This is a genomic window from Phyllobacterium sp. LjRoot231, from assembly GCF_964253365.1.
Classification (GTDB): Bacteria; Pseudomonadota; Alphaproteobacteria; order Rhizobiales; family Rhizobiaceae; genus Phyllobacterium.
Genome location: NZ_CAXUQT020000004.1, coordinates 364278 through 384828, shown reverse-complemented (window position 1 = coordinate 384828; position 20551 = coordinate 364278). Strand labels below are relative to the sequence as shown.

At 54.6% G+C, this 20551-nt stretch carries 20 protein-coding genes and 6 pseudogenes; 11 read left to right on the top strand and 15 right to left on the bottom strand.

Annotation, left to right across the window (positions count from 1 at the left end; genetic code table 11):
• Positions 1–64 precede the first annotated feature (64 nt).
• Positions 65–370 carry a hypothetical protein gene (locus ACSQ3H_RS30490; RefSeq protein ID WP_436120756.1) on the bottom strand — a complete coding sequence of 102 codons (306 nt, stop codon included), beginning with the start codon at positions 368–370 and terminating at the stop codon, positions 65–67.
• Positions 371–564: 194 nt separating this feature from the next.
• Between ACSQ3H_RS30490 and ACSQ3H_RS30485 the strand changes: the two genes are divergently transcribed.
• From ACSQ3H_RS30485 to ACSQ3H_RS30465, 5 genes and pseudogenes are all read left to right on the top strand, one after another.
• Complete coding sequence (locus ACSQ3H_RS30485) at positions 565–876, top strand: hypothetical protein (RefSeq protein WP_436120755.1); 312 nt, start codon at positions 565–567, stop codon at positions 874–876.
• Positions 877–1287: 411 nt separating this feature from the next.
• A complete protein-coding gene (locus tag ACSQ3H_RS30480; protein ID WP_436120754.1) occupies positions 1288–1986 on the top strand; it encodes an IS6 family transposase in 699 nt (232 codons plus the stop codon).
• Between the two features lie 756 nt (positions 1987–2742).
• Positions 2743–3030 (top strand): WYL domain-containing protein, encoded by a 288-nt coding sequence (locus ACSQ3H_RS30475; protein WP_436120299.1) that lies wholly within the window; start codon positions 2743–2745, stop codon positions 3028–3030.
• A gap of 76 nt (positions 3031–3106) precedes the next feature.
• Positions 3107–3857 (top strand): annotated as a pseudogene (locus ACSQ3H_RS30470) (IS5 family transposase); the annotation flags it as partial.
• Positions 3823–4155, top strand: a pseudogene (locus ACSQ3H_RS30465) (DDE-type integrase/transposase/recombinase); the annotation flags it as partial. The pseudogenes ACSQ3H_RS30470 and ACSQ3H_RS30465, both read left to right, overlap by 35 nt.
• Positions 4156–4240: 85 nt before the next feature.
• On the opposite strand, the gene ACSQ3H_RS30460 reads toward ACSQ3H_RS30465, so the two are convergent.
• From ACSQ3H_RS30460 to ACSQ3H_RS30445, 4 genes are all read right to left on the bottom strand, one after another.
• On the bottom strand, positions 4241–4438 hold the full coding sequence (locus ACSQ3H_RS30460; protein ID WP_436118889.1) for an RNA-binding protein: 198 nt from the start codon (positions 4436–4438) through the stop codon (positions 4241–4243).
• A gap of 405 nt (positions 4439–4843) precedes the next feature.
• Complete coding sequence (locus ACSQ3H_RS30455) at positions 4844–5785, bottom strand: complex I NDUFA9 subunit family protein (protein WP_436120753.1); 942 nt, start codon at positions 5783–5785, stop codon at positions 4844–4846.
• Positions 5786–5817: 32 nt separating this feature from the next.
• Positions 5818–6138, bottom strand: a complete 321-nt coding sequence (locus ACSQ3H_RS30450; RefSeq protein ID WP_436120752.1) for a hypothetical protein — start codon at positions 6136–6138, stop codon at positions 5818–5820.
• 836 nt (positions 6139–6974) lie between these two features.
• Complete coding sequence (locus ACSQ3H_RS30445; protein ID WP_436120751.1) at positions 6975–7244, bottom strand: hypothetical protein; 270 nt, start codon at positions 7242–7244, stop codon at positions 6975–6977.
• A gap of 263 nt (positions 7245–7507) precedes the next feature.
• Between ACSQ3H_RS30445 and ACSQ3H_RS30440 the strand changes: the two genes are divergently transcribed.
• Both ACSQ3H_RS30440 and ACSQ3H_RS30435 read left to right on the top strand, forming a co-directional pair.
• Positions 7508–8631 (top strand): IS3 family transposase gene (locus ACSQ3H_RS30440; RefSeq protein WP_436120750.1). Its coding sequence is split into 2 segments (ribosomal slippage): positions 7508–7772 and positions 7772–8631, totalling 1125 coding nucleotides; the frame shifts between segments, so codons are not numbered across the junction.
• 84 nt (positions 8632–8715) lie between these two features.
• Positions 8716–8874, top strand: a pseudogene (locus ACSQ3H_RS30435) (DDE-type integrase/transposase/recombinase); the annotation flags it as partial.
• A gap of 157 nt (positions 8875–9031) precedes the next feature.
• Here the strand turns inward: ACSQ3H_RS30435 and xoxF5 are convergent.
• The gene (gene xoxF5 / locus ACSQ3H_RS30430) at positions 9032–10807 is read right to left on the bottom strand and encodes a lanthanide-dependent methanol dehydrogenase XoxF5 (protein ID WP_436120835.1); all 1776 of its coding nucleotides are present in this window, start codon (positions 10805–10807) and stop codon (positions 9032–9034) included.
• Positions 10808–11511: 704 nt separating this feature from the next.
• On the opposite strand from xoxF5, the pseudogene ACSQ3H_RS30425 reads away from it, so the two are divergent.
• A pseudogene (locus ACSQ3H_RS30425) lies at positions 11512–11978 on the top strand (TRAP transporter large permease subunit); the annotation flags it as partial.
• Between the two features lie 891 nt (positions 11979–12869).
• Here ACSQ3H_RS30425 and ACSQ3H_RS30420 read toward each other — a convergent pair.
• The 4 genes and pseudogenes from ACSQ3H_RS30420 to ACSQ3H_RS30405 form a co-directional block, all read right to left on the bottom strand.
• On the bottom strand, positions 12870–13037 hold the full coding sequence (locus ACSQ3H_RS30420; protein ID WP_436120749.1) for a tetratricopeptide repeat protein: 168 nt from the start codon (positions 13035–13037) through the stop codon (positions 12870–12872).
• Positions 13038–13796: 759 nt separating this feature from the next.
• Positions 13797–14147 carry a hypothetical protein gene (locus tag ACSQ3H_RS30415; RefSeq protein WP_436120748.1) on the bottom strand — a complete coding sequence of 117 codons (351 nt, stop codon included), beginning with the start codon at positions 14145–14147 and terminating at the stop codon, positions 13797–13799.
• 550 nt (positions 14148–14697) lie between these two features.
• Positions 14698–14965 (bottom strand): annotated as a pseudogene (locus tag ACSQ3H_RS30410) (DUF1488 domain-containing protein).
• Positions 14966–14975: 10 nt separating this feature from the next.
• Positions 14976–15287 carry a hypothetical protein gene (locus tag ACSQ3H_RS30405; protein ID WP_436120747.1) on the bottom strand — a complete coding sequence of 104 codons (312 nt, stop codon included), beginning with the start codon at positions 15285–15287 and terminating at the stop codon, positions 14976–14978.
• 505 nt (positions 15288–15792) lie between these two features.
• On the opposite strand from ACSQ3H_RS30405, the gene ACSQ3H_RS30400 reads away from it, so the two are divergent.
• The 3 genes from ACSQ3H_RS30400 (at position 15793) to ACSQ3H_RS30390 (ending at position 16717) form a co-directional block, all read left to right on the top strand.
• The gene (locus ACSQ3H_RS30400) at positions 15793–16059 is read left to right on the top strand and encodes a hypothetical protein (protein ID WP_436120746.1); all 267 of its coding nucleotides are present in this window, start codon (positions 15793–15795) and stop codon (positions 16057–16059) included.
• A complete protein-coding gene (locus ACSQ3H_RS30395; RefSeq protein ID WP_436120745.1) occupies positions 16056–16334 on the top strand; it encodes a hypothetical protein in 279 nt (92 codons plus the stop codon). Before ACSQ3H_RS30400 ends, ACSQ3H_RS30395 begins: the two co-directional genes overlap by 4 nt.
• Before the next feature lie 131 nt (positions 16335–16465).
• Positions 16466–16717, top strand: a complete 252-nt coding sequence (locus ACSQ3H_RS30390) for a hypothetical protein (RefSeq protein ID WP_436120744.1) — start codon at positions 16466–16468, stop codon at positions 16715–16717.
• A gap of 95 nt (positions 16718–16812) precedes the next feature.
• Here ACSQ3H_RS30390 and ACSQ3H_RS30385 read toward each other — a convergent pair whose 3' ends face one another.
• The 5 genes and pseudogenes from ACSQ3H_RS30385 to ACSQ3H_RS30365 all read right to left on the bottom strand — a co-directional run bounded on the left by ACSQ3H_RS30385 (position 16813) and on the right by ACSQ3H_RS30365 (position 20117).
• Positions 16813–17175, bottom strand: a complete 363-nt coding sequence (locus ACSQ3H_RS30385; protein WP_436120743.1) for a DUF6481 family protein — start codon at positions 17173–17175, stop codon at positions 16813–16815.
• Between the two features lie 145 nt (positions 17176–17320).
• Positions 17321–17530: a cold-shock protein gene (locus ACSQ3H_RS30380; protein ID WP_436120834.1), complete on the bottom strand. Its 210-nt coding sequence runs from the start codon at positions 17528–17530 to the stop codon at positions 17321–17323.
• A 178-nt stretch (positions 17531–17708) separates the two neighbouring features.
• On the bottom strand, positions 17709–19310 hold the full coding sequence (gene groL, locus ACSQ3H_RS30375; protein ID WP_436120742.1) for a chaperonin GroEL: 1602 nt from the start codon (positions 19308–19310) through the stop codon (positions 17709–17711).
• Positions 19311–19400: 90 nt separating this feature from the next.
• Positions 19401–19511 (bottom strand): annotated as a pseudogene (locus ACSQ3H_RS30370) (co-chaperone GroES); the annotation flags it as partial.
• 309 nt (positions 19512–19820) lie between these two features.
• On the bottom strand, positions 19821–20117 hold the full coding sequence (locus ACSQ3H_RS30365) for a hypothetical protein (RefSeq protein ID WP_436120741.1): 297 nt from the start codon (positions 20115–20117) through the stop codon (positions 19821–19823).
• Positions 20118–20551: the final 434 nt, after the last annotated feature.

The following is a 20551-nucleotide window of genomic DNA, read 5'->3' as shown; positions in this document are numbered from 1 at the left end:
AGCCTCGTCCTCACAGCACGCCCGAGATCCCTCCGGGCGTGCTGCAGGCGTTCAATCAACACCTTCAGTCAACGCGTTCCTCCAACAGGTCTCGGATACAGGCATCAATCTGGTCCCGATCCGACTCTGTCATGCAGAACATCGCGAAATGGGCCCAGAGGCTGTCGACAACCCTGAACTTGCCGTTGGGAATAAGCTTTTGCTCCGCCTCGCAATCAGCTGGCGGAAAGAACATGTCGCCCGAGAACGGAACCACGTAGGTCTTCGCCTTGATCCGGCCAAGTGCCGCCGCAAGGTCGCCTCCGGTGTGACGGCTGACGTCGCCATGTCGCCACTTCCAACCCATCCAGATCAGATTGTTGGGGTCCATCGGTGCGAAATAAGCTTCCCAGAAGCGGTGAAGGAAATCCTCGAGAGAGGTGAAGCCGACGCCACGCCACGCTTCCTTGTTGTAGAAACCAGCACCGGGCAGATGATCCCCAGCCGCGCCGTAGGGGGCTTCAGTCTGCCCCTGTAGGCCGTTCTCTGCTACGTTCCCCCACGAGGGGGATACAGGAGGAGATCATGGCAGATAAATCGGTTTACGATCCAGTGCCGCCGTTCATAGCCGACGAGAACGTTGAGACGATGGTTTACGTTCACAAGATTGCAAGGAACGATGAGACGCTCACGATCGATGTCTACACCCGCAATGAGCGCCACGCACGACAGGCCCTAGAGGACCTAGGTAAGCTTATCAATGACATGCTGATAGGATGGGACAGCCTCAAATACCGCAACCTCCCGATCGTGACGGACGACAAGGGACCGCCACTCTTCGACCATTACCGTGGCGAGTGGGGCTTGAACATCCATTGGCCGGAAGCCCCAAAATAGCCCTATGAGCCTAGCTGATCGCGGCCAGAAAAGGGAGGAGAGATAGGCACACGCGCCACCGTCTTGCCTCATCTCCACCCAATGAGCCGACCACAAAAGCGAGTATTTTTTTGGTGAGGGTGCCTTTGCGGCCAGTGTGACGAAGAGATTACACCCGTTCCGGGGTGCCGTATGTGTGGCCATCTGGCCATCCACCGAAAGGCGTATTCCCTCAGCCGCTCCGTGGTGGGTTGTCGTGTCGGGTTGTGAAGTCTGCTATTTTCGGACGCGGCGGGACAGGAGGAACTCCAGATGGGTTGGCGCGAGGATTTGATAGAATTGTACAAGAAGGCAGTTGAACGGGCTTTGTCGCAAACACTTCCGTAAGGGAGCGCAATCTAAGTATCTCCGATGAAACTTCGGAGAGATCAGATGTTCAAAGGCCGCCATTTCGACCGATCAATCATTCTGCTGTGCGTGCGCTGGTACCTCGCCTACGGCTTGAGTCTGCGCGATCTGGAAGAAATGATGCAAGAGCGCAATATCCATGTCGATCATTCGACCGTGCATCGATGGGTTTTGCGCTTTTCTCCACTACTGCTTGAACAGTTCAACAGGCGCAAACGCGCTGTGACCGGCAAATGGCATGTGGATGAGACATACGTCAAAGTTCGAGGCAAATGGATGATCGATCGCGCCATCGACAGCGTTGGTGACACAGTCGAGTTTTTCTTCAATGAGCACCGAGATCTTGCCGCTGCAAAGCGCTTCTTCAGGAAAGCACTCCTGCGCCATGGCCGCCCTGATCGTGTTGTCATTGATGGCAGCCAGACAAACCGCGAAGCGATCATCTTCTGCGATATGACCGATCGGCTGAAGGGCGGATATGGCAGGAATGAACAAAAGCCAATCACAATCAGGACGAGTAAATACCTCAACAACCGCATTGAGCAGGATCATAGAAGGATCAAACGCCGCATCCGACCGATGCTTGGATTTAAGTCGCTAAAGACGGCAGAGATTATCCTGTCCGGAGTCGAACTGATCCACATGATGCGCAAACGACAGGCAAGATTTGCCTTTAATCCAAATCCGTCTCTGGCCGAACAATTCGACATGCTGGCAGCGTGACTGCTGGCTGCCAAACAAAATCTATCGCGTCTATCATCAAAATTTGCGACACAACCGATATTACCACCGCTGATGCTGACGTTGCTGGCATCCTGCGTTGCCATGGTGCCAAGGCCGAAGTTGGTACGAGCTCCTGCAGCGTCGGAAGCGCCTGAACCGCCTTGAGCGACAGCCAGCTTCGTGCCGAGGGTGAGGGAGCCGGGAATATTGACGACGCCACCGGGAGCGATGGAAAGCCGGACTGTAGCCGTGTCGGTCTCAGTAATAACGAACGAGGCTGCGGTGCCAAGGATATACCAGTTCTTGTTCGACTGATCGGTTTCGACAAGCTGGATACCCGGCTGTGCATTGGTGATCGTCGGATTGCCCGTCATGGCAGGCGTGGCCTTGAGGACATAGTCTGCCAATGTGGTAGACGTTGCATAGGTGGCGTCGGCAAAGCCTTTGGTGACAACGTCACCGCTTGCTGCCGGTGCACCCGTGTTCTGGACCTTGTACCCGCCCATATCGAGGGCTGCCTGCATGCCACCCTTGCCGGAGCGGGACAGGGAGTCAGTCAGCTGCGCGGCGACATCCGTGAAATCAGCATTTACCTCCGTCGCCTTCGCAGGCGTATTCGGAACAAACGTGATCGGAATGCTGGAATTGCCTGTCGGGCTTCTTGGCATGGGTATGCTCCATAGAAAAAGCCGCCCAATGGACGGCTATCGACTCTTTGATTTTTGGGAGGCATCATGTCAGCTGTGGGAGGCCACCATGACTGGACATATATCGATTTGCGAAGCTATCCGGCAACGCAAGCTGATTAGGTTCACATACGACGATCACGTGAGGACTGTTGAGCCGCATCTTGCCGGTTACGACAGCAATAGGGATTTAACCTTGAGTGCCTGGCAATTGTCAGGAGGAAACGGCGAAGGCTGGCGCGCGTTTCATATTTCCAAGATAACCGCGCTGACCATAACTGGGCATAGTTTCGAAGGGACGAGACAAGGCTATAACCCACGTGATCCGCGCATTCCTCAGGTGATTTGCCATCTATGAGGCTTTGGTGCGTAAATAATTTCTGAACGGTTCGGCGATAGGCAAACAGGATCGCAATCAGCTTGATCCGAGTGCCATGCCGTACAAACACAACGCCGATCGTCGTCATCACATCGCAAAGATGAAATTCAGGGTGACGAATTGGCCGCAGTACGAGGCAGGCCTGCGTCGGCGTGGCAGCCTGACACTCTGGATGACGCCGGAAGCATTGGCCGGATGGCGTGCACCACGGCGAAAGACGCGAGGTGGTCAACCCCGCTATTCCGATCTTGCCATCGAAACGGCCCTGACCCTGGGCTGTGTGTTCGGAATGCGGCTGCGCCAGACCGAAGGGCTCATGAATTCGGTGTTCGATCTTATGGGACTTGATATACCCGTCCCCGATCATACGACGCTGAGCCGTCGGGCACAGCAGTGGAAGCCACCCGCCCGACGAAACCCGCTCCTGGCGGACGGCCCGCTGCACGTGCTGGTCGACAGCACGGGATTGAAAGTGTACGGCGCCGGGCAGTGGCTTGAGGAGAAACATGGCGTCAGATCGCGCCGCCACTGGCGCAAGCTCCATCTGGCAGTGGATGCCAATAGTGGCGAGATCATTGCCCAAAGGCTGACCGATCAGGGCACGGATGATCCTTCCCAGGTGGAACCGTTGCTCAGCCAGATCGACGGCGAGATTGGCCAGTTCACAGCCGACGGAGCCTATGATGGCAAGCCAACCTATCGGTCTGTCCTGCAGCACAGCGCCACCGCGAGCGTCGTCATTTCCACCGCGTTCGACGGCGGTGGAAAGCGGTTCCGCCGGGCCAGGTGCCACGTGTCATGATCACCGACAAGCTTCGATCGTACGATGCTGCGAAGCGGCAGGTCATGCCGAGTGTGGAACATCGCTCACACAAGGGCTTGAACAACCGGGCGGAGAATTCACATCAACCGATCCGACGACGCGAGCGGATCATGAAACGTTTCAAGTCGACGCGACAGCTACAGCGTTTCACTTCTATCCATGATCCGATCGCCAATTTGTTTCACTTTCCCCGCCACGAGCTTTCATCTTTCGACCATCGCGATCTGCGCAGCGCAGCCATGGCTGCATGGAACGAAATCACACATGCGACGGTTGCCTAAGGTCGGGCCAAAATCACTTCCCTGCATCGTCGCGGCTGTCGCAGCGTTAAGTTTACAGTGCCGGCAGCGGTATTCTGGGTATGATTTAGCTATCTTTTTTCCATCGCTTTTCTGCCGCCTTCCGCGCGATCTCCGCGAGCCGCTCAGGCGTCATATTTTCGGCGCGCTTCTTCCCGCCCTTCGCGCCGAGAGCCTTGGCGGCAGGGTCTTTGCCATCGTCAATCACGTTGTCGGCTTCTTGGCTGGCAGCAATACGCATGACCTTCACGGCATTGCCGATCACGTCGGCGGGGCGCTTCTGGCCTTTAGGTCCAGTGGGCAATTCTCCGGAAACGTGTATACGACCGTCTGCGTAGAGACATCAAAGACGCGGGCCGATGTCGCGCCCAATGTTGTGTTCTTAATTCCCAACTGCTCTTTGGCGAACCTCTTGGCCGATTCCAAATTGCCGGGCCACGGCGTCGAACCGACTTCGGTATCATCCTTCATGAACTGCACGTGGTATGACATTCTTCCTCCAATTGCTTTCCGCTAAGCATATAGGAATTCGGGCCGATTGGGCCAAGTTCCATAATTCACGCGACGGGTACGCCGGTGATCGGATCAATGGGATGGTGATCAGTGTGCTTATCGTCCTCGTAACAACCGTCGATATAGGTGCGGAGACCGTGACCTGTTCTTGTCTGTGTCACGCAGCCGATCTGTTCGCTTGTTCGATCATGCGGATCACCTCACGGATGGCGCGCGGTACGATGTTGAGCTCGCTCAAACCAGGCAGGTCAGCTGCTGCCACGTTGTCATGGCGCATGAGATCGATCTGGTTGCGTGTGAGGGGAGCGCCGGGAAAGAATTCCGCCACGCGCGCCAAGACGTTCCACACGGCAAACGGCATCGGTGTCAGCCTGATACGGATATCGAGTTGCGAGGCAATCTCCCGAAGCAGTTCCTCATAGGTGTAGACGTGCGGGCCGCCGAATTCGAAGATGGAGGAACCTCCGGGGTCATTGCGATCGATCAGACAGCTTATGGCTTCCGCGACGTCTCCCACATAGACCGGTTGAAGCCGTGTTCCGCCATTACCAAACAGCGGATAGACAGGCAGGACGCGTATCAGCCTGACAAGGACAGTAAGGAAGGTGTCGTCCGGGCCTGTCATGACGGACGGACGGATGATGACGCTTGGAAATGTGCTCGCCACGGCGTGTTCCCCTCGCCCGCGTGCACGGATGTAACTCGATTCCGATCGGGGATCGGAGCCGATCCCCGATATCTGAATGAACTGCTCAACCCTGCAATTGCGCGACGCTGCGGCGAGATCCGCCGCTGCCTTCACATGCACCCGCTCAAACGTTCGATTTCCATGTTCGACATAGAGGCTGACGGCATTCACGACCGCGTGCGAACCGGCGACGGCCAAGGTCACCGCGGCGGGATCCAGGATGTCTGCCCGGACGGCTTCCGGAGCCCTCGCATCCGACGAGAACAGCGCGGCCACCCGTTCCGGATGTCGGGATACAGCGCGGACGGTGAAGTCTTTTTCCAGGAGCCGTCTGACGATCCTGCGCCCCAAAAAGCCGGTACCGCCAAAGACGGTGACAATTCGTTCAGGGCTCGGACTACCGCGATTCATCTGTCTGATCCTCCGATCGGCGACACGTGCCGTTAGGGATGATCAGGGACCGGTGGCTGCTCGGGCACCGAGTCGGGCGGGATCACCGGTGTGGTGCCGACACGTGGGGTCGGTGCAACCATCTCTGAGTCGCCCGGCGGCGGCGGTTTTAACACGCCCTTGCATCGTTCGAGAACCGCCGTATCATGCTCGGCTGCGTCCTTGCCTTGATCAATTCCGCCCTGCCCTTCCGGTTCGGCTCGGCACTCCTCGGGTGCGGGCCCTTCGTCATCGGTCTGTGGAGAATGCGGATCTTGGGCGATCGCCGACACCCCGGCCGCATAGAGAAAGCAAGCTGCAAGGAGAAATCTCATGAAACTACACTCGGATTTCAGCGTTTATTCAAAACAGAAACTCGTTGATAAACGTTCCTTTGAAAATGCCGATAATAGCTAATTTTTGCCGACTTTGATTGGTTCCCCTAATTCTACAATCGCAGTACCAGCGGCAATAGCCCTTGGTTTGATTGAACATATTAAGTCGCGTGCGTAGCCTGAGGCGCTATTCGAGCAATAAAGTTCGGCCGGTCAGAAGCATTACCACTATAACTGGCCGCTATCGCCATTTAATAACATTTCGACAGTATCTATCGTACTCGACTGCCTCGACAGGCGAATAGCCGTGCCTCATATAGTGACGAAAATACTGGCTGGCACGCCAGGCCTGCGGCACATTCCGATCATACCGAAGAAGGCGGAACACGCCCAGTCTGAAAAGTATCCATTTCATCTTGCATCCTTTCCTTGCGTAGGAACCCGTTGGCGCAGGCGATTGTGTCGAACTTGGTCGGGTTCGTATTGCAAAGATCGGCCGCCACGATATTGATAGTAATGCGCAAGTCTGGATTTTGGCGCAGAAACCTTCCGGCCTCTGAGGTCACCTTTCGCAACGGGGTTGTCACATTAACGCGAAATACTGCAATCTACTCGTCAAGCGGAAAGTCTTGGGCACCGAAAATCAAAGGGTTCGCGCGTCAAGAAATCGGCGCGGCGCGATGAAAATACCTCTTTACTGAGTTAATGTGACAACCCCGGAAACCGAGATGGCAGCATGGCGCGAGCTTGCCAAATCTACCGACGACTTCGCCGAGGTGGCTTTAACCGGACGCGTTTCGTGCCGGCAATCTCGCCGGCACGCAGCGTCTATGGCGTTAGAGGTCACATTTGTAAGCTACACCGTCCGCCCTCTGATTGTTCCAACTTGCCATGAGCCTATTCCCGGTCGGCGCGTCAGGTCGATCGGTCACGTTGGCATAGGCCGGCGCGATAGGGTCGGGGTTGGTCAGAACATCGGGAAGGATCAGTGCGGCCATGACAAGTCCAAATATAGCCGCGGCGGCGACATACTTCCCGCCTAGATCGTCGGCGGCATTGGCGCATTCACGAATATAGTCGGGTTCGGCATCTATTTTGCGGGTCATCTGGAATATCCTCGTTCCCAAGATAGGAAGCGGCATCATGCTGACTGATTGCCTCGAAAATGCGCCGCGAATGTAACGTCTGAAACAAATTCGCGTGAGCCAGGCGGTTACTCCAATCGTCTCCGGAAGAGCCAGGCAGCGATAATCAATGTGCCTGCGGTTATCAGGACGAACGGCATAGTCTTGATGTGACATGGTGAAAGTGGCCCCTATCTGGTGTTAGTTTTTCGGCGGATTTCCCTCGTGTTGAAAGGAGGTTTGCCATGAAGAAGAAACGGTTTTCAGTCGAGCAGATTGTCGCGGTATTGAAGCAGGCGGAGCTTGGTCTGCCGGTCGCTGATCTGATCCGGCAGGTCGGCATATCCGAACAGACGTTTTATCGTTGGAAGAAGCAGTATGCCGGGCTGGAATCGGATCAGGTTCGCGAGTTGAAGCTTGTGCTTGACGAGAATGCCCGGCTGAAGAAACTGGTGGCCGAACTGAGCCTCGACAAAGCTGTGCTGCAGGATGTTCTGTCAAAAAAATTCCCCGGCCAGCGCTCATGAAAGAAGTTGTTGCCTACGTGACGGCGTGTCACGGCTACAGCCAGCGGCGGGCCTGTTGTTTGACGCGCCAGCATCGATCGACCCAGCGCAAGCCGAGCAGAAAAGATCCAAGGACGGAACTGCGCCAACGCATGCGGGACATTGTCCGGACCCGGATCCGCTATGGCTACCGTCGCGTGCATGTCATGCTGAGGCGTGACGGCTGGAGTGTCGGACGCAACCTTGTCTATCGGCTCTACCGCGAAGAAGGGCTGGCTTTACGCAGCAAACAACCGCGCCGACGCAAAATGCTCGTACACAGGCAAGCACGGCACCAACCCACAAGACCTAACCAGGCATGGACCCTTGACTTCGTCCACGACCAGCTCGGCAATGGACAGAAGTTCCGCGCCTTGACGGTGATCGATGTCTTTAGTCGGGAAAGCCTGGCCATCGAGGTTGGCCAAAGGCTGCGCGGTGAACATGTCGTCGAGGTTCTCAATCGCCTGGTCAAACAACGCGGCGCGCCAACATACCTGTTTGCTGACAATGGTGCCGAGTTCACCGGACACCTTGTCGATCTTTGGGCTTATCATCATGGCACACGGATCGACTTCTCCCGCCCGGGCAAACCAACGGACAATGCCTTCATCGAGAGCTTCAACGGGTCATTTCGGGATGAATGCCTGAATGTGCACTGGTTTGCGACGATCGCTGAAGCCAGGGCACTGATCGAAGCATGGAGAATCGACTACAACGTCAGTCGCCCTCACATGGCCCTTGGAAACATCGCGCCCCTGGAATATGCTTTGCGGGCAGTAACTTCACAGGACCCAACTGGGTCAATTGCCGTCGAAGGCTAGCGCTGCATCCGGACCACCGACTCCAAGCGCTTCAGACCAAACATGCACTAACAGTAACCCCGGATCACCCGATGGGGGCAGACCAAAATCATGCAGAACCGGCGCAACACAAAGGCAGCGAAGCGATTACTGATAAGGCTGCTCAAGAAGCAGCGCCTCGCACCGAAGCGTCTGATCACCGACAAGCTCGGCTCCTATGCCGCGGCCAGGCGTCAGATCATGCCCCGCATCGAATATCGGTCTCCGAACTATCTTTGCCACACGATTTTGTATGGCGCACAAACGACTATTTCAAGTGGTGTGATTTGTGAGTCAGGTGACACAAGGGGCCCGGCCTGGTTGAAACCGGGCACCCTCTATTCAAAGCTTGCATAAGCAAACTTGTGTCCGCTTCGTCCCTTTATTCGGGGACGGTGAAGACGGTCAGCTGACCGCCCAAGGCCGTGTAGTCGGAAAGAGCGGCATAACCGCCGACTGCACCAAGGCCTTCATTCGGCTTCGTCAAGCCAGCGGCAAGTCCGATACCAGCCCATCCGCCAATACCGGACAGAACGGCAACATATTGTTTGCCCTTATGTTCGTATGTAGTGACGTTACCGATGATACCGGACGGTGTCTTGAACTTGTAAAGTTCCTTGCCGTTCTTATCGACTGCCTTCAGATAGCCCTCAAGCGTTCCGTAGAAGACGACATCGCCATCGGTTGCCAAAGCGCCTGACCAGACCGAGAACTGTTCGGGTTTGGACCAGACAATTTCACCCTTCGCTGCATCCCATGCGATGAAGTTACCCATGCCGCCATGGCTGTTCGGAGCTGGATACATGGACAGAGTTGCGCCGACATAAGGCTGACCGGCGGTATAACTGACCTTGTAGGGCTCGTAATCCATGCAGACATGGTTTGTCGGAACGTAGAAAAGCTTGGTCTTTGGCGAATAGGCTGCCGGCTGCTGGTCTTTGGTACCAAGAGCCGCCGGGCAGATGCCCGTCGCATTGACGTCCTCTTTTGATGTTGAATACTTATCTACGACCTTCGGACGGCCGTAGGTCTTGCTGTCCTTTTTCATGTCGACTTCGGTCGCCCAGTTGACTGCCGGGTCGTATTTCTTTGCGACCAGGAGCTCACCGGTTGCACGATCCATCGTATAGGCAAAGCCGTTCCGATCGAAGTGGACGAGAACATCGCGGTCCTTGCCATCGATCTTGATGCCATCCGCGAGGATCATTTCATTGATACCGTCATAATCCCACTCGTCGTGCGGGGTCATCTGGTAGAGCCATTTCGCCATGCCCGTGTCGGCATCGCGGGCCATGATGGTCATGGACCAGCGGTTGTCGCCGGGACGCTGGCTGGGGTTCCAGGTAGACGGATTGCCGGTGCCGTAATAGATCAGGTTCAGCTTGGGATCGTACGAATACCAACCCCAAGTTGTCCCGCCGCCGATTTTCCACTGATCACCTTCCCAGGTGTTGGTGCCGGAATCCGCTCCAACCGGCTTGCCGAGTTGGGTGGTCTTCTTCGGATCGATCAATGTTTCCTTGTCGGAACCCATCGACCACGCACGCCAGGCCTGCTTGCCGTCCTTGATGTTGTAAGCGGTCAACGCACCGCGAACACCAAATTCAGCGCCGGAAATACCGACAATGACCTTGTCTTTCACGACCATCGGCGCAGAAGTGCCCGATTCACCCTTACTACCGTCTGACGCCTCGCCGTTCTTCACGGACCACGCGGGCTTGCCTGTCTTGGCGTCAAGGGCTACGAGTGTGGTGTCGGCCTGATTCAGAAAGATCTTGCCGTCGCCGTAGGCTACGCCGCGATTAACGGTATCGCAGCACATGATGGGAATGACGTTTGCGTCCTGCTTGGGCTCATATTTCCAGAGGATTTTGCCATCATTATTCAGGTCAAGCGCATAGACGGTGTTCGGATATGGCGCATGAACATACATCACATCGCCGATGATGAGCGGGCCTCCTTCGTGGCCGCGCAACACGCCGGTCGAAAACGTCCAGGCGACCTGAAGGTTTTTGACGTTGTCCTTGGTGATCTTGTTGAGTTTTGAGTATCGTGTGTTGGCGTAGTCGCCAGTCGGGATCGCCCAGTTCTTCGAATCAGAAATCAGGCCCTGCAGGTCGTCATTGGCTAAGGCACCTGCCGCCAACGAGAACGACATGGCCGTCGTAGCCAATGCAATTGCAATTAAATTCTTGTGTACACGCATTTTGAGTCCTCCCTAAGTTCTATCAATGAACCAACGAACGAAGCCGTTCGAGAGTTGCGGGTCCGCGCAATTAGCTCATGCAAATGGGGGAAGTATTTCCGGCAGCGTGTCACGACCTAAGCCAGGCGCGCAGAGGGCACCATTACTGCCCACCTCGCTTGGCCTACGAAGACTGCCACCACTCCCTTGGACGGTGACGTCCTTGAAGCCGGAAACAAGTTGACGATAGGAGAAAGAATTACATTAGGCAAGCATGATTATCACTTTATATTTGCTGCGTCGCAATATACAACCAGTGCACCGCAGTAAGCAATTAAATTTAATTGACGTATCCTGAGCAATTACCCTGTCACATAACTTAATATTTTAGTAGTAGATCATGTTTGGCGTTTCATTATTCTTTTTGCTATCTATTTGGAAAATGTACATTTCAAAGAAATGAAAGCGAAGATGCCAATGGTGATGTCGAAAATCACGCAATTTGCCCTGTTAGCAGGTGCAGCAATTGTCCTTTCTTTGCCGGCAAAAGCGGCTTCGGATTACCCCACTTCGAAGCGGGCTCTTCGCTCGCTTCCTACTTCAATTGACGAGCCCAAGATTTCCGACACCGCGCGCCCTCAGAGGCCTACTCGTCAAGATTGGTCAATGACCCTGTCGATCTCGCAGTCGGCGTCATTCTCATTGTGCTCGTCTTCGAGGCGGCAGGCCCGCTGCCGATCATAGCGTTCATATTCTTGGCTTATTGCTTCACAGGCCAATATCTGCCTGATCCCTTTGTCCATCGGGCTATCCGTACCACCAGATCATCAACAACCCCGCCTACGGCACCGAAGAAACCTATCGCACGCCGATCTATGTTTCCGCGGTCTATATCTTCATCTTCGTCGGGTTCGCCACCTCTCTCGAACGCGCAGTCATGATTGCGCTCTTCAATGATTTCGCACTTGGACTGGTCGGAAGTGTGCGTGGCGGTCGGGCACAAGTCTGCATCCTCTCCTCCACGCTCATGGGAACAATCTCCGGCACAGGCGTTGCCAATGTTGTGGCAAGCGGACAATTCACCATCCCGCTGATGAAGCGCTTTAGATTTTGCGCGGCATTCGCGGGGGGCGTCGAAGCAACGTTTTGCGGAACGACGGACGCGACGACGCGCTCGTATCCGGCTTAGACGCAAGGGCAGAGAAATAATTGACAAATTCGGCGTCGCAGACCACAAATTGACCGTCAAGGACCTTACCCTTGGCGGTGAGACCCGGTCCTCCCGTTTGGAGGCCCACTCCGCCGGGTCTCATTCTGCTTGAGATGGGGCGCCGATCAGGCATTGCCAACGATTCAAAAATCCTTGAGTCGGTAATCAGAGCCCGAATATAAGCTGGACTATCCGGGGAAATCGGCATACCGGGCGCCGAGCCTCATTTTTTGACAGCCGTTTTTTCTATTGAATCGGAATAATGCAGTTCGTGCGCCCGAGTTCTTGGCAGATGGAGCAAATTGCAAGCTGAGTTTGATGCACGCAGATGCGGAGAGCACACGATCAAGACCGCTTGAGATCAGAGAAAGTTAGGCATCCGCTTCTGGTCTTCCCAAGACAACATATATTCCGGTTGCCGAACAAGACATTTCGAGGAAACAGCTTCCGTGGGCGTTGGTGCGCGGATATGAAAACGAACGCATTTCGATCTTTGATGGAGTGGGTTATGCCTGCCTGACTTGACGCCGGACAGACTCCGGGCGTCCACACGCCACGCCTCTACGCTCCAAATTACATCCAGCACAATCCCAACATTCCCCAAGGTCGCGAGGCGTTGCAGGTGCTCGTCGCTGACCTATCGCAGGCCGTCTACTACGAGCCCGGCCTGATCGTCGCTGAAGGCGATTTCGTCGCCATACACGAGACAGTTTCGCGGCCATCCTCCCTGATCCGGCGACGGGTAAGCTATACAATGCGGCAGGCGGCAATAACTGTTCGTTTGAAAATGCCGATAAGCGCACTTTTTGATTGGTGCTCAGAAGGCTACAACGGCCTTTGGACGGCCGGCGCACCTGCTGCCTCGGCGACGCGTCGCTTGAGCAGGTCATGTTCGCGCCTGTTGTCCGCCAGAGCCGCTGCCGCCTCAAACGCAGCACGCGCCTCCTCGTAACGACCGAGCTTATGGAGCAGATCGCCTCGAACACTTGGCAACAGATGATAGCCCTTGAGTGCAGGAGTGCGCGACCGGGGTTTTGACGCAGCATTGCCCCCGAGGGGGCGGACGACGCTCGTCTAAAGAGATATTCGACTTTACATCATTAGGAGTCCAGTCCGCAGCCCAGGATTGTCGGCGCGATTGACCTCTTGGGCGGATCTCCAATGGTTCAGGGTCAGTCTCTGTGTGAAAAGAGACCAACGGGGTAATGGTTTGTACAAAAATGGAAGTGTTTAGTTGAAATTGCCGATAACGACTACAAGTCCTTGCGACCGGAAGAATCCGAACGGTCGTCCTGCGACTAATAACAAAACTCAATAAATTCTATCGCCCATCATTCTTGTTCGAACCAAAATCTTGGCTCACCATGTAACCGTCATTTCGGACGGAGGTCGAAGCCGGGGCCTGGAAACGGGCATTCGTAAGCTGCTTCTACAAGCGCAAGCCGCTGTTCATTTCATTGATAGGAAAAGACGGCTCCCTGCTCTGTCAGTTCCTTTTCGTACAGTTTGAGATCTCTCTGAAAGTCATCGGCATTAAGTCTACTGAACTTAAGTTCGTAAGGCTTGTCGCCCCTCTTTTCATCCAACGTTTTCCGTCCACTGGGATGGTTTGTAATTCTTAGCCGGATTTCCATCGGTTCCCTTAGTCATGGTCTTTGCGAGAAACAGTCAACGAGCCATGTGGCCCGGATGAATCAAGGCTAACTATCTCGCTCGTCGACAGTTGCAATGGGGGTTTCAGACCCCACACATTCAAACAGGTTTGCTCAGTTCAAGCTGGCATGCCTGTGCAAGGTCTGCATTTGGTTGGTCTGTACCAAGTGCGGTGGCCCAGCCCGTCTTTTCGATAATTGCCCGGCGGCTATACGAGGAAGCCGCCTTCAGTTCCGCAAGGATTTCCACTGACTTCGGGTCACTCTTCGAGCGCTCGAGACAATAGGGCGTCAGTGCCAGCGTAATGGCAGAAACCGATTGATCGTTTGCAAATTTGCGGGCACCGCCGCCAGTGACCCAGCCACCCCAGCTGAATCCCACGATAGCCATAGCAACAGCGCCAGCGACCGCACCTGTTACAGCGGGTTTGGTCCAAACGGGGATTTGCATGATGGTGTCCGATCTTTGATGGACAAGAGCGCATGATTGCGCGCGAGACGCTATTCGTAGCACGGAACCTCGAATTTCACGCACGAATTCGGCCCTGAGAACCTTCCGTCTGGGCACCGGAACAGAATACTACGTTAAATTTCCTGGGGGAACTCAGCCCAAGAGCTTTGCCCACAATATCGGTGGTCCATGCTGTGTGGCGCCTGCCGTCGTAGGGCTGAGGATTCTTTCGTCAAACCCTGTCATTCCCGTGCCAACACGGAGCGAGATACCGTACTATCGAAGTCGCCGCTGCGCACCCGCCCGCTGATGACCGCCCTGAAAAACCGTTCGGCTTTCGATGTGGATACCGATCGTTCATCTGGCGAATGGGATGAGCGCCAGCTTACGTATTTTTTTTCCGATCTACGAGTGCATCGGCTTGTCGATTGCTCGAACACCGGGGAAATCGGGCGATGAGCGAAACACCACCCAAACTCGCCTGTCCTGAGGGTCGAGAAGATGCGCCGGCTGCATGAGCACTGCTGCATCCATATCATAAAGTTTTTAGCTAATTGCCCCGTTGAAAATCGGCCGGGGTCAGAACGTACATATTCTTGTGACCATAGGAATAAACTTCCCGTGCCACGTCGAGAACCGTACCGCGCGCGGCATCAAATGCGGCGAGGTAATTCTGAATCCATGTTCGATCCGGCATTCGAGAATGCTGCGGCCTCGATGAAAAACGGAACCTCAAACAATCCATCATAGCCGAGAAAGCGCACGCGCTGGTGTGCCGTATCATAGCTTCGGCTTCGGTTGGGGAAAGTCAGCGCCATATCATCATCCTCAAGGCAGACAAATTGGTGGGGTGTCGATCAATGCCAGTTTGATCCTCGCGGCCGGACGCCGCTCTAGATTCTTCGTATTGAGCGATAACATTATCGAGGTAGCGGTCGTCTCGTTAAGTCCTGTCGTGGAACGCTTGCCCAAATCGGCGGGAAGTCCGGTATAGACGTGATAGACCGTCCACGATCGGTTGGGCTCTATTCGACGGCCATAATGATGATGCATGCTGAAGCGACCAAGCGCTCCGCCTTCGTTTTCCCAAACGCCAATATCGATGGCGTTCTGGTCGTTGTTGATTTCAGAGATAGTCAAAATAACCACCTTGTGGACTGCGGAGCCTCAAGTTTTCGTTGATCGATTGCCCGAGGGTGGACAATCGATCTGAATTTACCAGCTGATCCCAAAGAGTATTGAATAAACCAGGGACACAATGGCGATGGCAAACAAAGCTAACGAAACGATCTTGTGATCGTAGAAATAATGTTGGACCTGATTAAGGTTTTTCATGGCAGCCTCCTTTGTCTAAAATAAACTGGCCTGAAATCACAATAACACAAAATGAAAAAAAGCGGGAGTTTATTTGGACTCGGAAGTTATTCCGTTGGTTTTATTATCGATCTGCGTGCCCCTCAGCCGCAATTAAAGCGCAATTAAAGAACACTGTTGTTCCATCGTCTTTTGGCCACACTTTGGCTCTTCGCGGCGTCAAAAATCCTCGACCCGCCAATCTCATTCCAAACTGCCGATCCTTATGCGTGTCATTGTTTGCCACGCAATGGTTGCTCTCATCCGAGCTTTGTTCCGCAGAGGAAATGGCATGGCCACGCGCACCAGACGTTCAATCGCTCATTTCGCAGCACCCTTTACCTTGCGCGGATTGGACGGGATTCAGCCAGCAGGCGACTATGATATCGATGAGGACGAGGAAATGATCGAAGGTCTGACCTGGCTCGCCTACCAGCGCGTTGCGACTTTCATCCACATCCCGGCCAGGAATTCCAACCAGCGCAAAACGCAACTTGTTGCGATCGACTACCCCGAACTCGAGACGGCACTTAAGCAAGATCAGGAGACAATCAAATGAACGTCCACCGGCGTTATAAGACACCCGAAACACCACCCCATCGTTTTGCAATCGGTCAGCAGGTCCGAATGCGAAGCGGCGGTGGGGCGATGATGAAGACAAGTGCAATATTCCAGATTTTAGCGACCCTTCCACCTTTGGGCCGCTCCTTCCAGTACCGTATCCGCGACACTGAAGAGAAATACGAGCGGATGACCACGGAAGATAATCTTGAAGCCATCGGCATTTGGAGCAGCGGCGACCGCAACTGTTTTAAAACACCGGCAGACGCGTGATTCTCCAGCAAATGATGCAGCAGGAAATCAAGAACCTGCTTGAAAGCAGCATCCCTTGGAAGATTGGCATGCACCAAGGATAAACAACCTTACGTGGTGCCTTGGGCCGTTGCCCGCAACGGAAGGGCGTGATGACAAAACGATTGGTGATACCGCCGCCTCAAAGGAACAAATACGATCCGGAACGTTTTGCAGATTGCCAGAAGGCAATCGAGGATCATTTGTTGGAACTGCTGGGCGCGGCGAGTGATGCCGGTTGGAGAAATTCCGAGATCATCGCAGCGATCATTGCGGTCGCTGAAAAAACCCAGTTGGCGCAGGACAAATTCGTCGGTCCGTCCGTTGATCTATATCTAAGGAAATTCATGAAGAAGCGTGACTGAGGGGTTCGCTCACTGACGTGGATATCAGCCTTCTGTGAACGCGTCTCTTGCCGATTTGCGCCCGTAGGCAACTAGGTGATTTGCTCTGTCGGCATTCAGCGTTGCTTGGCTTTGCGGGCAGCATAGCGTCGATCGCGTTCCGCCTTCCGTTCGGCTTCATCGGTAAGAACGCGTCCGATGCGATTTCTTGCGTCAGCTTCGCGTGCGTCGGCCTCCGCTGAGGCGGCACGAGCGATGGCGTCAGCCTCTGCAGTCCGACGAGCGAGGTCTTCCTGCACTGATCGTTCCCGATCTGCTCGTCTGGCTTCACGTGCCGCGGCAATTGCTTCCCGTTCGGTGCGTTTGGCAATCATATCGGGGTCACTCGGTTTTGGCGCGGCCCCGAACTTCTTGAGAAGCTGCTCCTTCGCCTGCGCTGCGGCTGCACGGCGTTCACTCAATTCTTTGAGGTTTTTCAAACGATAGTCGTCCTATGGGTGGTATGCAATGGTTTTTGCTTCTAAAACCGATTGCCGATGAAAAAGGCCAGGCACGAGCCCAGCCTTTGTTTTATATTTTATCGCAATGATGCCATCACTGTGGCCATTGCAAGGCCGCCGCTGATTACGCAGCGCTCAACTGATCCGCTGACAACTTGCCCGACTTTTTGTCGCGAACCAGCTCATAGTTGATTTTCTGACCTTCGACGATTTCGCGCAAACCGGCGCGTTCCACAGCGGAGATATGAACGAACGCATCGGTGCCCCCATCATCGGGCTGGATAAAACCAAAACCCTTGGTGGAATTGAACCATTTAACGGTACCAGTGGCCATCATGAACCTTCCTTGTAGCAACAACACTTGAGCATCGTGCATGTGCACGATGCCCGCTTCTATCCAGTTTTGAAAGAGAGGCGCGTTGACGCGTTTGCACGCATCAATGCTCCAAAATTCAATGGGCCAGTGATACAGCTCTATGCCTGACCCATCAACTCGTTTAATGCAACAAACCTCATGCGGCCTTTTCCTCGATCGGCGAAACATCGGCGATCATGGCTTCTGCCGTGATCAGGAGCCCAGCGATCGAGCCGGCATCCTGCAGGGCCGTTCGAACGACCTTGGCCGGATCGACGATGCCTGCCTCGATCATATCGACATAGAGCTCGGTCTGCGCGTTGAACCCCTGATTGGGCTGCTTGCTCTTCAGAAGTTCACCAACCACGATCGATCCCTCGGCACCGGAATTCTCGGCGATCTGCCGGAGAGGCGCTTCCAATGCTTTCAGAACAATTGATATACCCGCCGTCACGTCAGCATTTGCACCACTGAGAGCGGTCAAAGCTGCCTTGGCGCGCAGAAGTGCCACGCCACCACCCGCGACGATTCCCTCTTCCACCGCCGCACGTGTCGCGTTCAGCGCATCATCAATGCGGTCCTTCTTTTCCTTCACTTCGATTTCGGTTGCGCCACCAACACGAATGACCGCAACACCACCGGAGAGTTTCGCCAGCCGTTCCTGGAGCTTTTCCTTGTCATAGTCCGAGGTGGTCTCCTCCATCTGCGTCCGGATTTGCTGGATACGAGCCGCGATGCCAGCTTTGTCCCCGGAGCCATCGACGATTGTGGTGGTTTCCTTGTCGATGAGCAGGCGTTTTGCCTGTCCGAGCATGTCGATCGTGACATTCTCGAGCTTAATGCCGAGATCCTCGGAGATCACCTGGCCGCCGGTGAGGATTGCTATGTCTTCCAGCATGGCCTTGCGACGATCGCCGAAGCCTGGTGCCTTGACGGCGGCGACCTTGAGGCCGCCGCGCAGCTTGTTAACGACGAGGGTTGCCAAAGCTTCGCCTTCAACGTCCTCGGAGATGATCAGTAGCGGCTTTCCGCTCTGGACCACGGATTCGAGGATTGGCAGCAGCGCCTGAAGGTTGCCGAGCTTCTTCTCGTGGAGAAGGATGTAGGCATCTTCGAGTTCCACCCGCATCTTCTCGGCATTGGTGACAAAATAAGGCGAGAGATAGCCACGGTCGAACTGCATGCCCTCGACGACCTCGAGTTCCGTTTCGGTGCTTTTCGCTTCCTCGACGGTGATCACGCCTTCATTGCCGACCTTTTTCATCGCCTTGGCGATCATTGTGCCCACTGTGGCGTCGCCATTGGCGGCGATCGTGCCGACCTGAGCGATCTCTTCCGAAGACTCGACTTTCTTTGCCTGGGCCTGGATGTCCTTGACGACGGCAACAACAGCAAGGTCGATACCGCGCTTCAAATCCATCGGGTTCATTCCGGCAGCAACGAGTTTGGCCCCCTCGCGCAAAATGGAAGCCGCAAGCACCGTTGCGGTGGTGGTGCCGTCGCCCGCAACGTCGTTGGTCTTTGATGCCACTTCGCGCACCATCTGTGCGCCCATGTTCTCGAACTTGTCGGAAAGCTCGATTTCCTTGGCGACGGTCACGCCGTCCTTGGTAATGCGGGGCGCGCCGAACGAGCGGTCGATGATCACATTGCGGCCTTTCGGACCAAGCGTCACCTTGACGGCGTTGTTGAGAATTTCGACACCGCGCAGAATTCTGTCGCGGGCGTCAACGGAAAATTTGATTTCTTTGGCAGACATGATGATTGGTCCAGTTCATTCTTGAAATAAGTAGCGGCGGTCTTCGCCCACACGGGGCGCTGTTCCTGCAGGCTACTTCGTCTCGACGATATCCTGCGGTTTTTCCTTGGCATTGTCGGGAATAATGATCCCGCCCTTGGATTTCATATCGCCTTCGGCGCGCCGAATGACGACGCGGTCGTGAAGTGGCCGGAATTTCATGTGGGAACTCTTTCTGTGGCCAGCACAATGTGGTCCACTCAGCCTTTGTACGCTCATTGGCACTCGAATGATAGGAGTGCCAATGAGCGTATTGAAAGCGACCGAACAAGTATGAATCCACGCTACCTGAACCATAACAATTCGGTAGGGACGGCTGTTCCGAATGACTGCTAATGGGATGGAGCGGCTGCTTCCCTCGTTATCGTCCGATTACACCAGAATTGCGGGCGATGGCGGCAGCTTCTCCGCGACTTGGCGTGCAGTTTGCCGAGAACCGCTGAAAATGTGAATGTGACAAGACCAGCACGGTCATTTCCTTTTGTTGAACCCACAATCCAATCGACGTGCCCAATGATCAAAACTGTTGGTCAGGAGCAGCATATCATTTTGAATTTCGAGTTTACGGAGTTCCCAGTCAACAGTTTGCGACGCCATGCATTTTGCTTTCAACTGAATCTGCTTCATTTTCTCATCAAACCTGTCCGATCTCGCTGTTTGGTCTGGTGCCAGCAATCTGCGAGCCTTGACGATATCCAGCCGACGTTTCAGGTTCTTTTCAAAACGGTCAACCTTGTCAGTGAATTCATCGAGTGTTGTATCTTGCATCTTTGTTATGTTCTTCTCCCTGGGCACGCAGTCGCTGAGAACGATGCACATGTATATGACGCCGTGTATGTTCGACGGGCGAAACCGGTTCGAATCGAAAAATCAATTAGTTCCATCGCAAGTGAAACACCTTGTAGACAGATTAGGTTCCCTGAAACAGCTCAATGCACTGTCTCCACCGTTGAGGGAAACATCCGCGCCGAAAGGATGGGGGGTCATTGATGTTAACGAAAGAATAGTCGAGTTGCGCTTGTGGCGTGATGGCCCAGCTCGGACCGACGTCGATGCATTTGCCGATCTTCTGTACAGTATCGACACGGGCAATTGTTCGTTTGAAAATGCCGATAATAGCTGATTTTTAGCCCGATGTTGATTGGTGCCTGAATATCTACAATACGATTCCATCATCAGAAATCGCTCAGAATAGGGCTTCT

Coding starts and splice junctions, on each gene's coding strand:
- ACSQ3H_RS30490 (WP_436120756.1), bottom strand. CDS start 370: ATGGACCCCAACAATCTGATCTGGATGGGTTGGAAGTGGCGACATGGC.
- ACSQ3H_RS30485 (WP_436120755.1), top strand. CDS start 565: ATGGCAGATAAATCGGTTTACGATCCAGTGCCGCCGTTCATAGCCGAC.
- ACSQ3H_RS30480 (WP_436120754.1), top strand. CDS start 1,288: ATGTTCAAAGGCCGCCATTTCGACCGATCAATCATTCTGCTGTGCGTG.
- ACSQ3H_RS30475 (WP_436120299.1), top strand. CDS start 2,743: ATGACTGGACATATATCGATTTGCGAAGCTATCCGGCAACGCAAGCTG.
- ACSQ3H_RS30455 (WP_436120753.1), bottom strand. CDS start 5,785: ATGAATCGCGGTAGTCCGAGCCCTGAACGAATTGTCACCGTCTTTGGC.
- ACSQ3H_RS30450 (WP_436120752.1), bottom strand. CDS start 6,138: ATGAGATTTCTCCTTGCAGCTTGCTTTCTCTATGCGGCCGGGGTGTCG.
- ACSQ3H_RS30445 (WP_436120751.1), bottom strand. CDS start 7,244: ATGACCCGCAAAATAGATGCCGAACCCGACTATATTCGTGAATGCGCC.
- xoxF5 (WP_436120835.1), bottom strand. CDS start 10,807: ATGTCGTTCTCGTTGGCGGCAGGTGCCTTAGCCAATGACGACCTGCAG.
- ACSQ3H_RS30415 (WP_436120748.1), bottom strand. CDS start 14,147: ATGCAAATCCCCGTTTGGACCAAACCCGCTGTAACAGGTGCGGTCGCT.
- ACSQ3H_RS30400 (WP_436120746.1), top strand. CDS start 15,793: ATGGCCACGCGCACCAGACGTTCAATCGCTCATTTCGCAGCACCCTTT.
- ACSQ3H_RS30395 (WP_436120745.1), top strand. CDS start 16,056: ATGAACGTCCACCGGCGTTATAAGACACCCGAAACACCACCCCATCGT.
- ACSQ3H_RS30390 (WP_436120744.1), top strand. CDS start 16,466: ATGACAAAACGATTGGTGATACCGCCGCCTCAAAGGAACAAATACGAT.
- ACSQ3H_RS30380 (WP_436120834.1), bottom strand. CDS start 17,530: ATGGCCACTGGTACCGTTAAATGGTTCAATTCCACCAAGGGTTTTGGT.
- groL (WP_436120742.1), bottom strand. CDS start 19,310: ATGTCTGCCAAAGAAATCAAATTTTCCGTTGACGCCCGCGACAGAATT.
- ACSQ3H_RS30365 (WP_436120741.1), bottom strand. CDS start 20,117: ATGCAAGATACAACACTCGATGAATTCACTGACAAGGTTGACCGTTTT.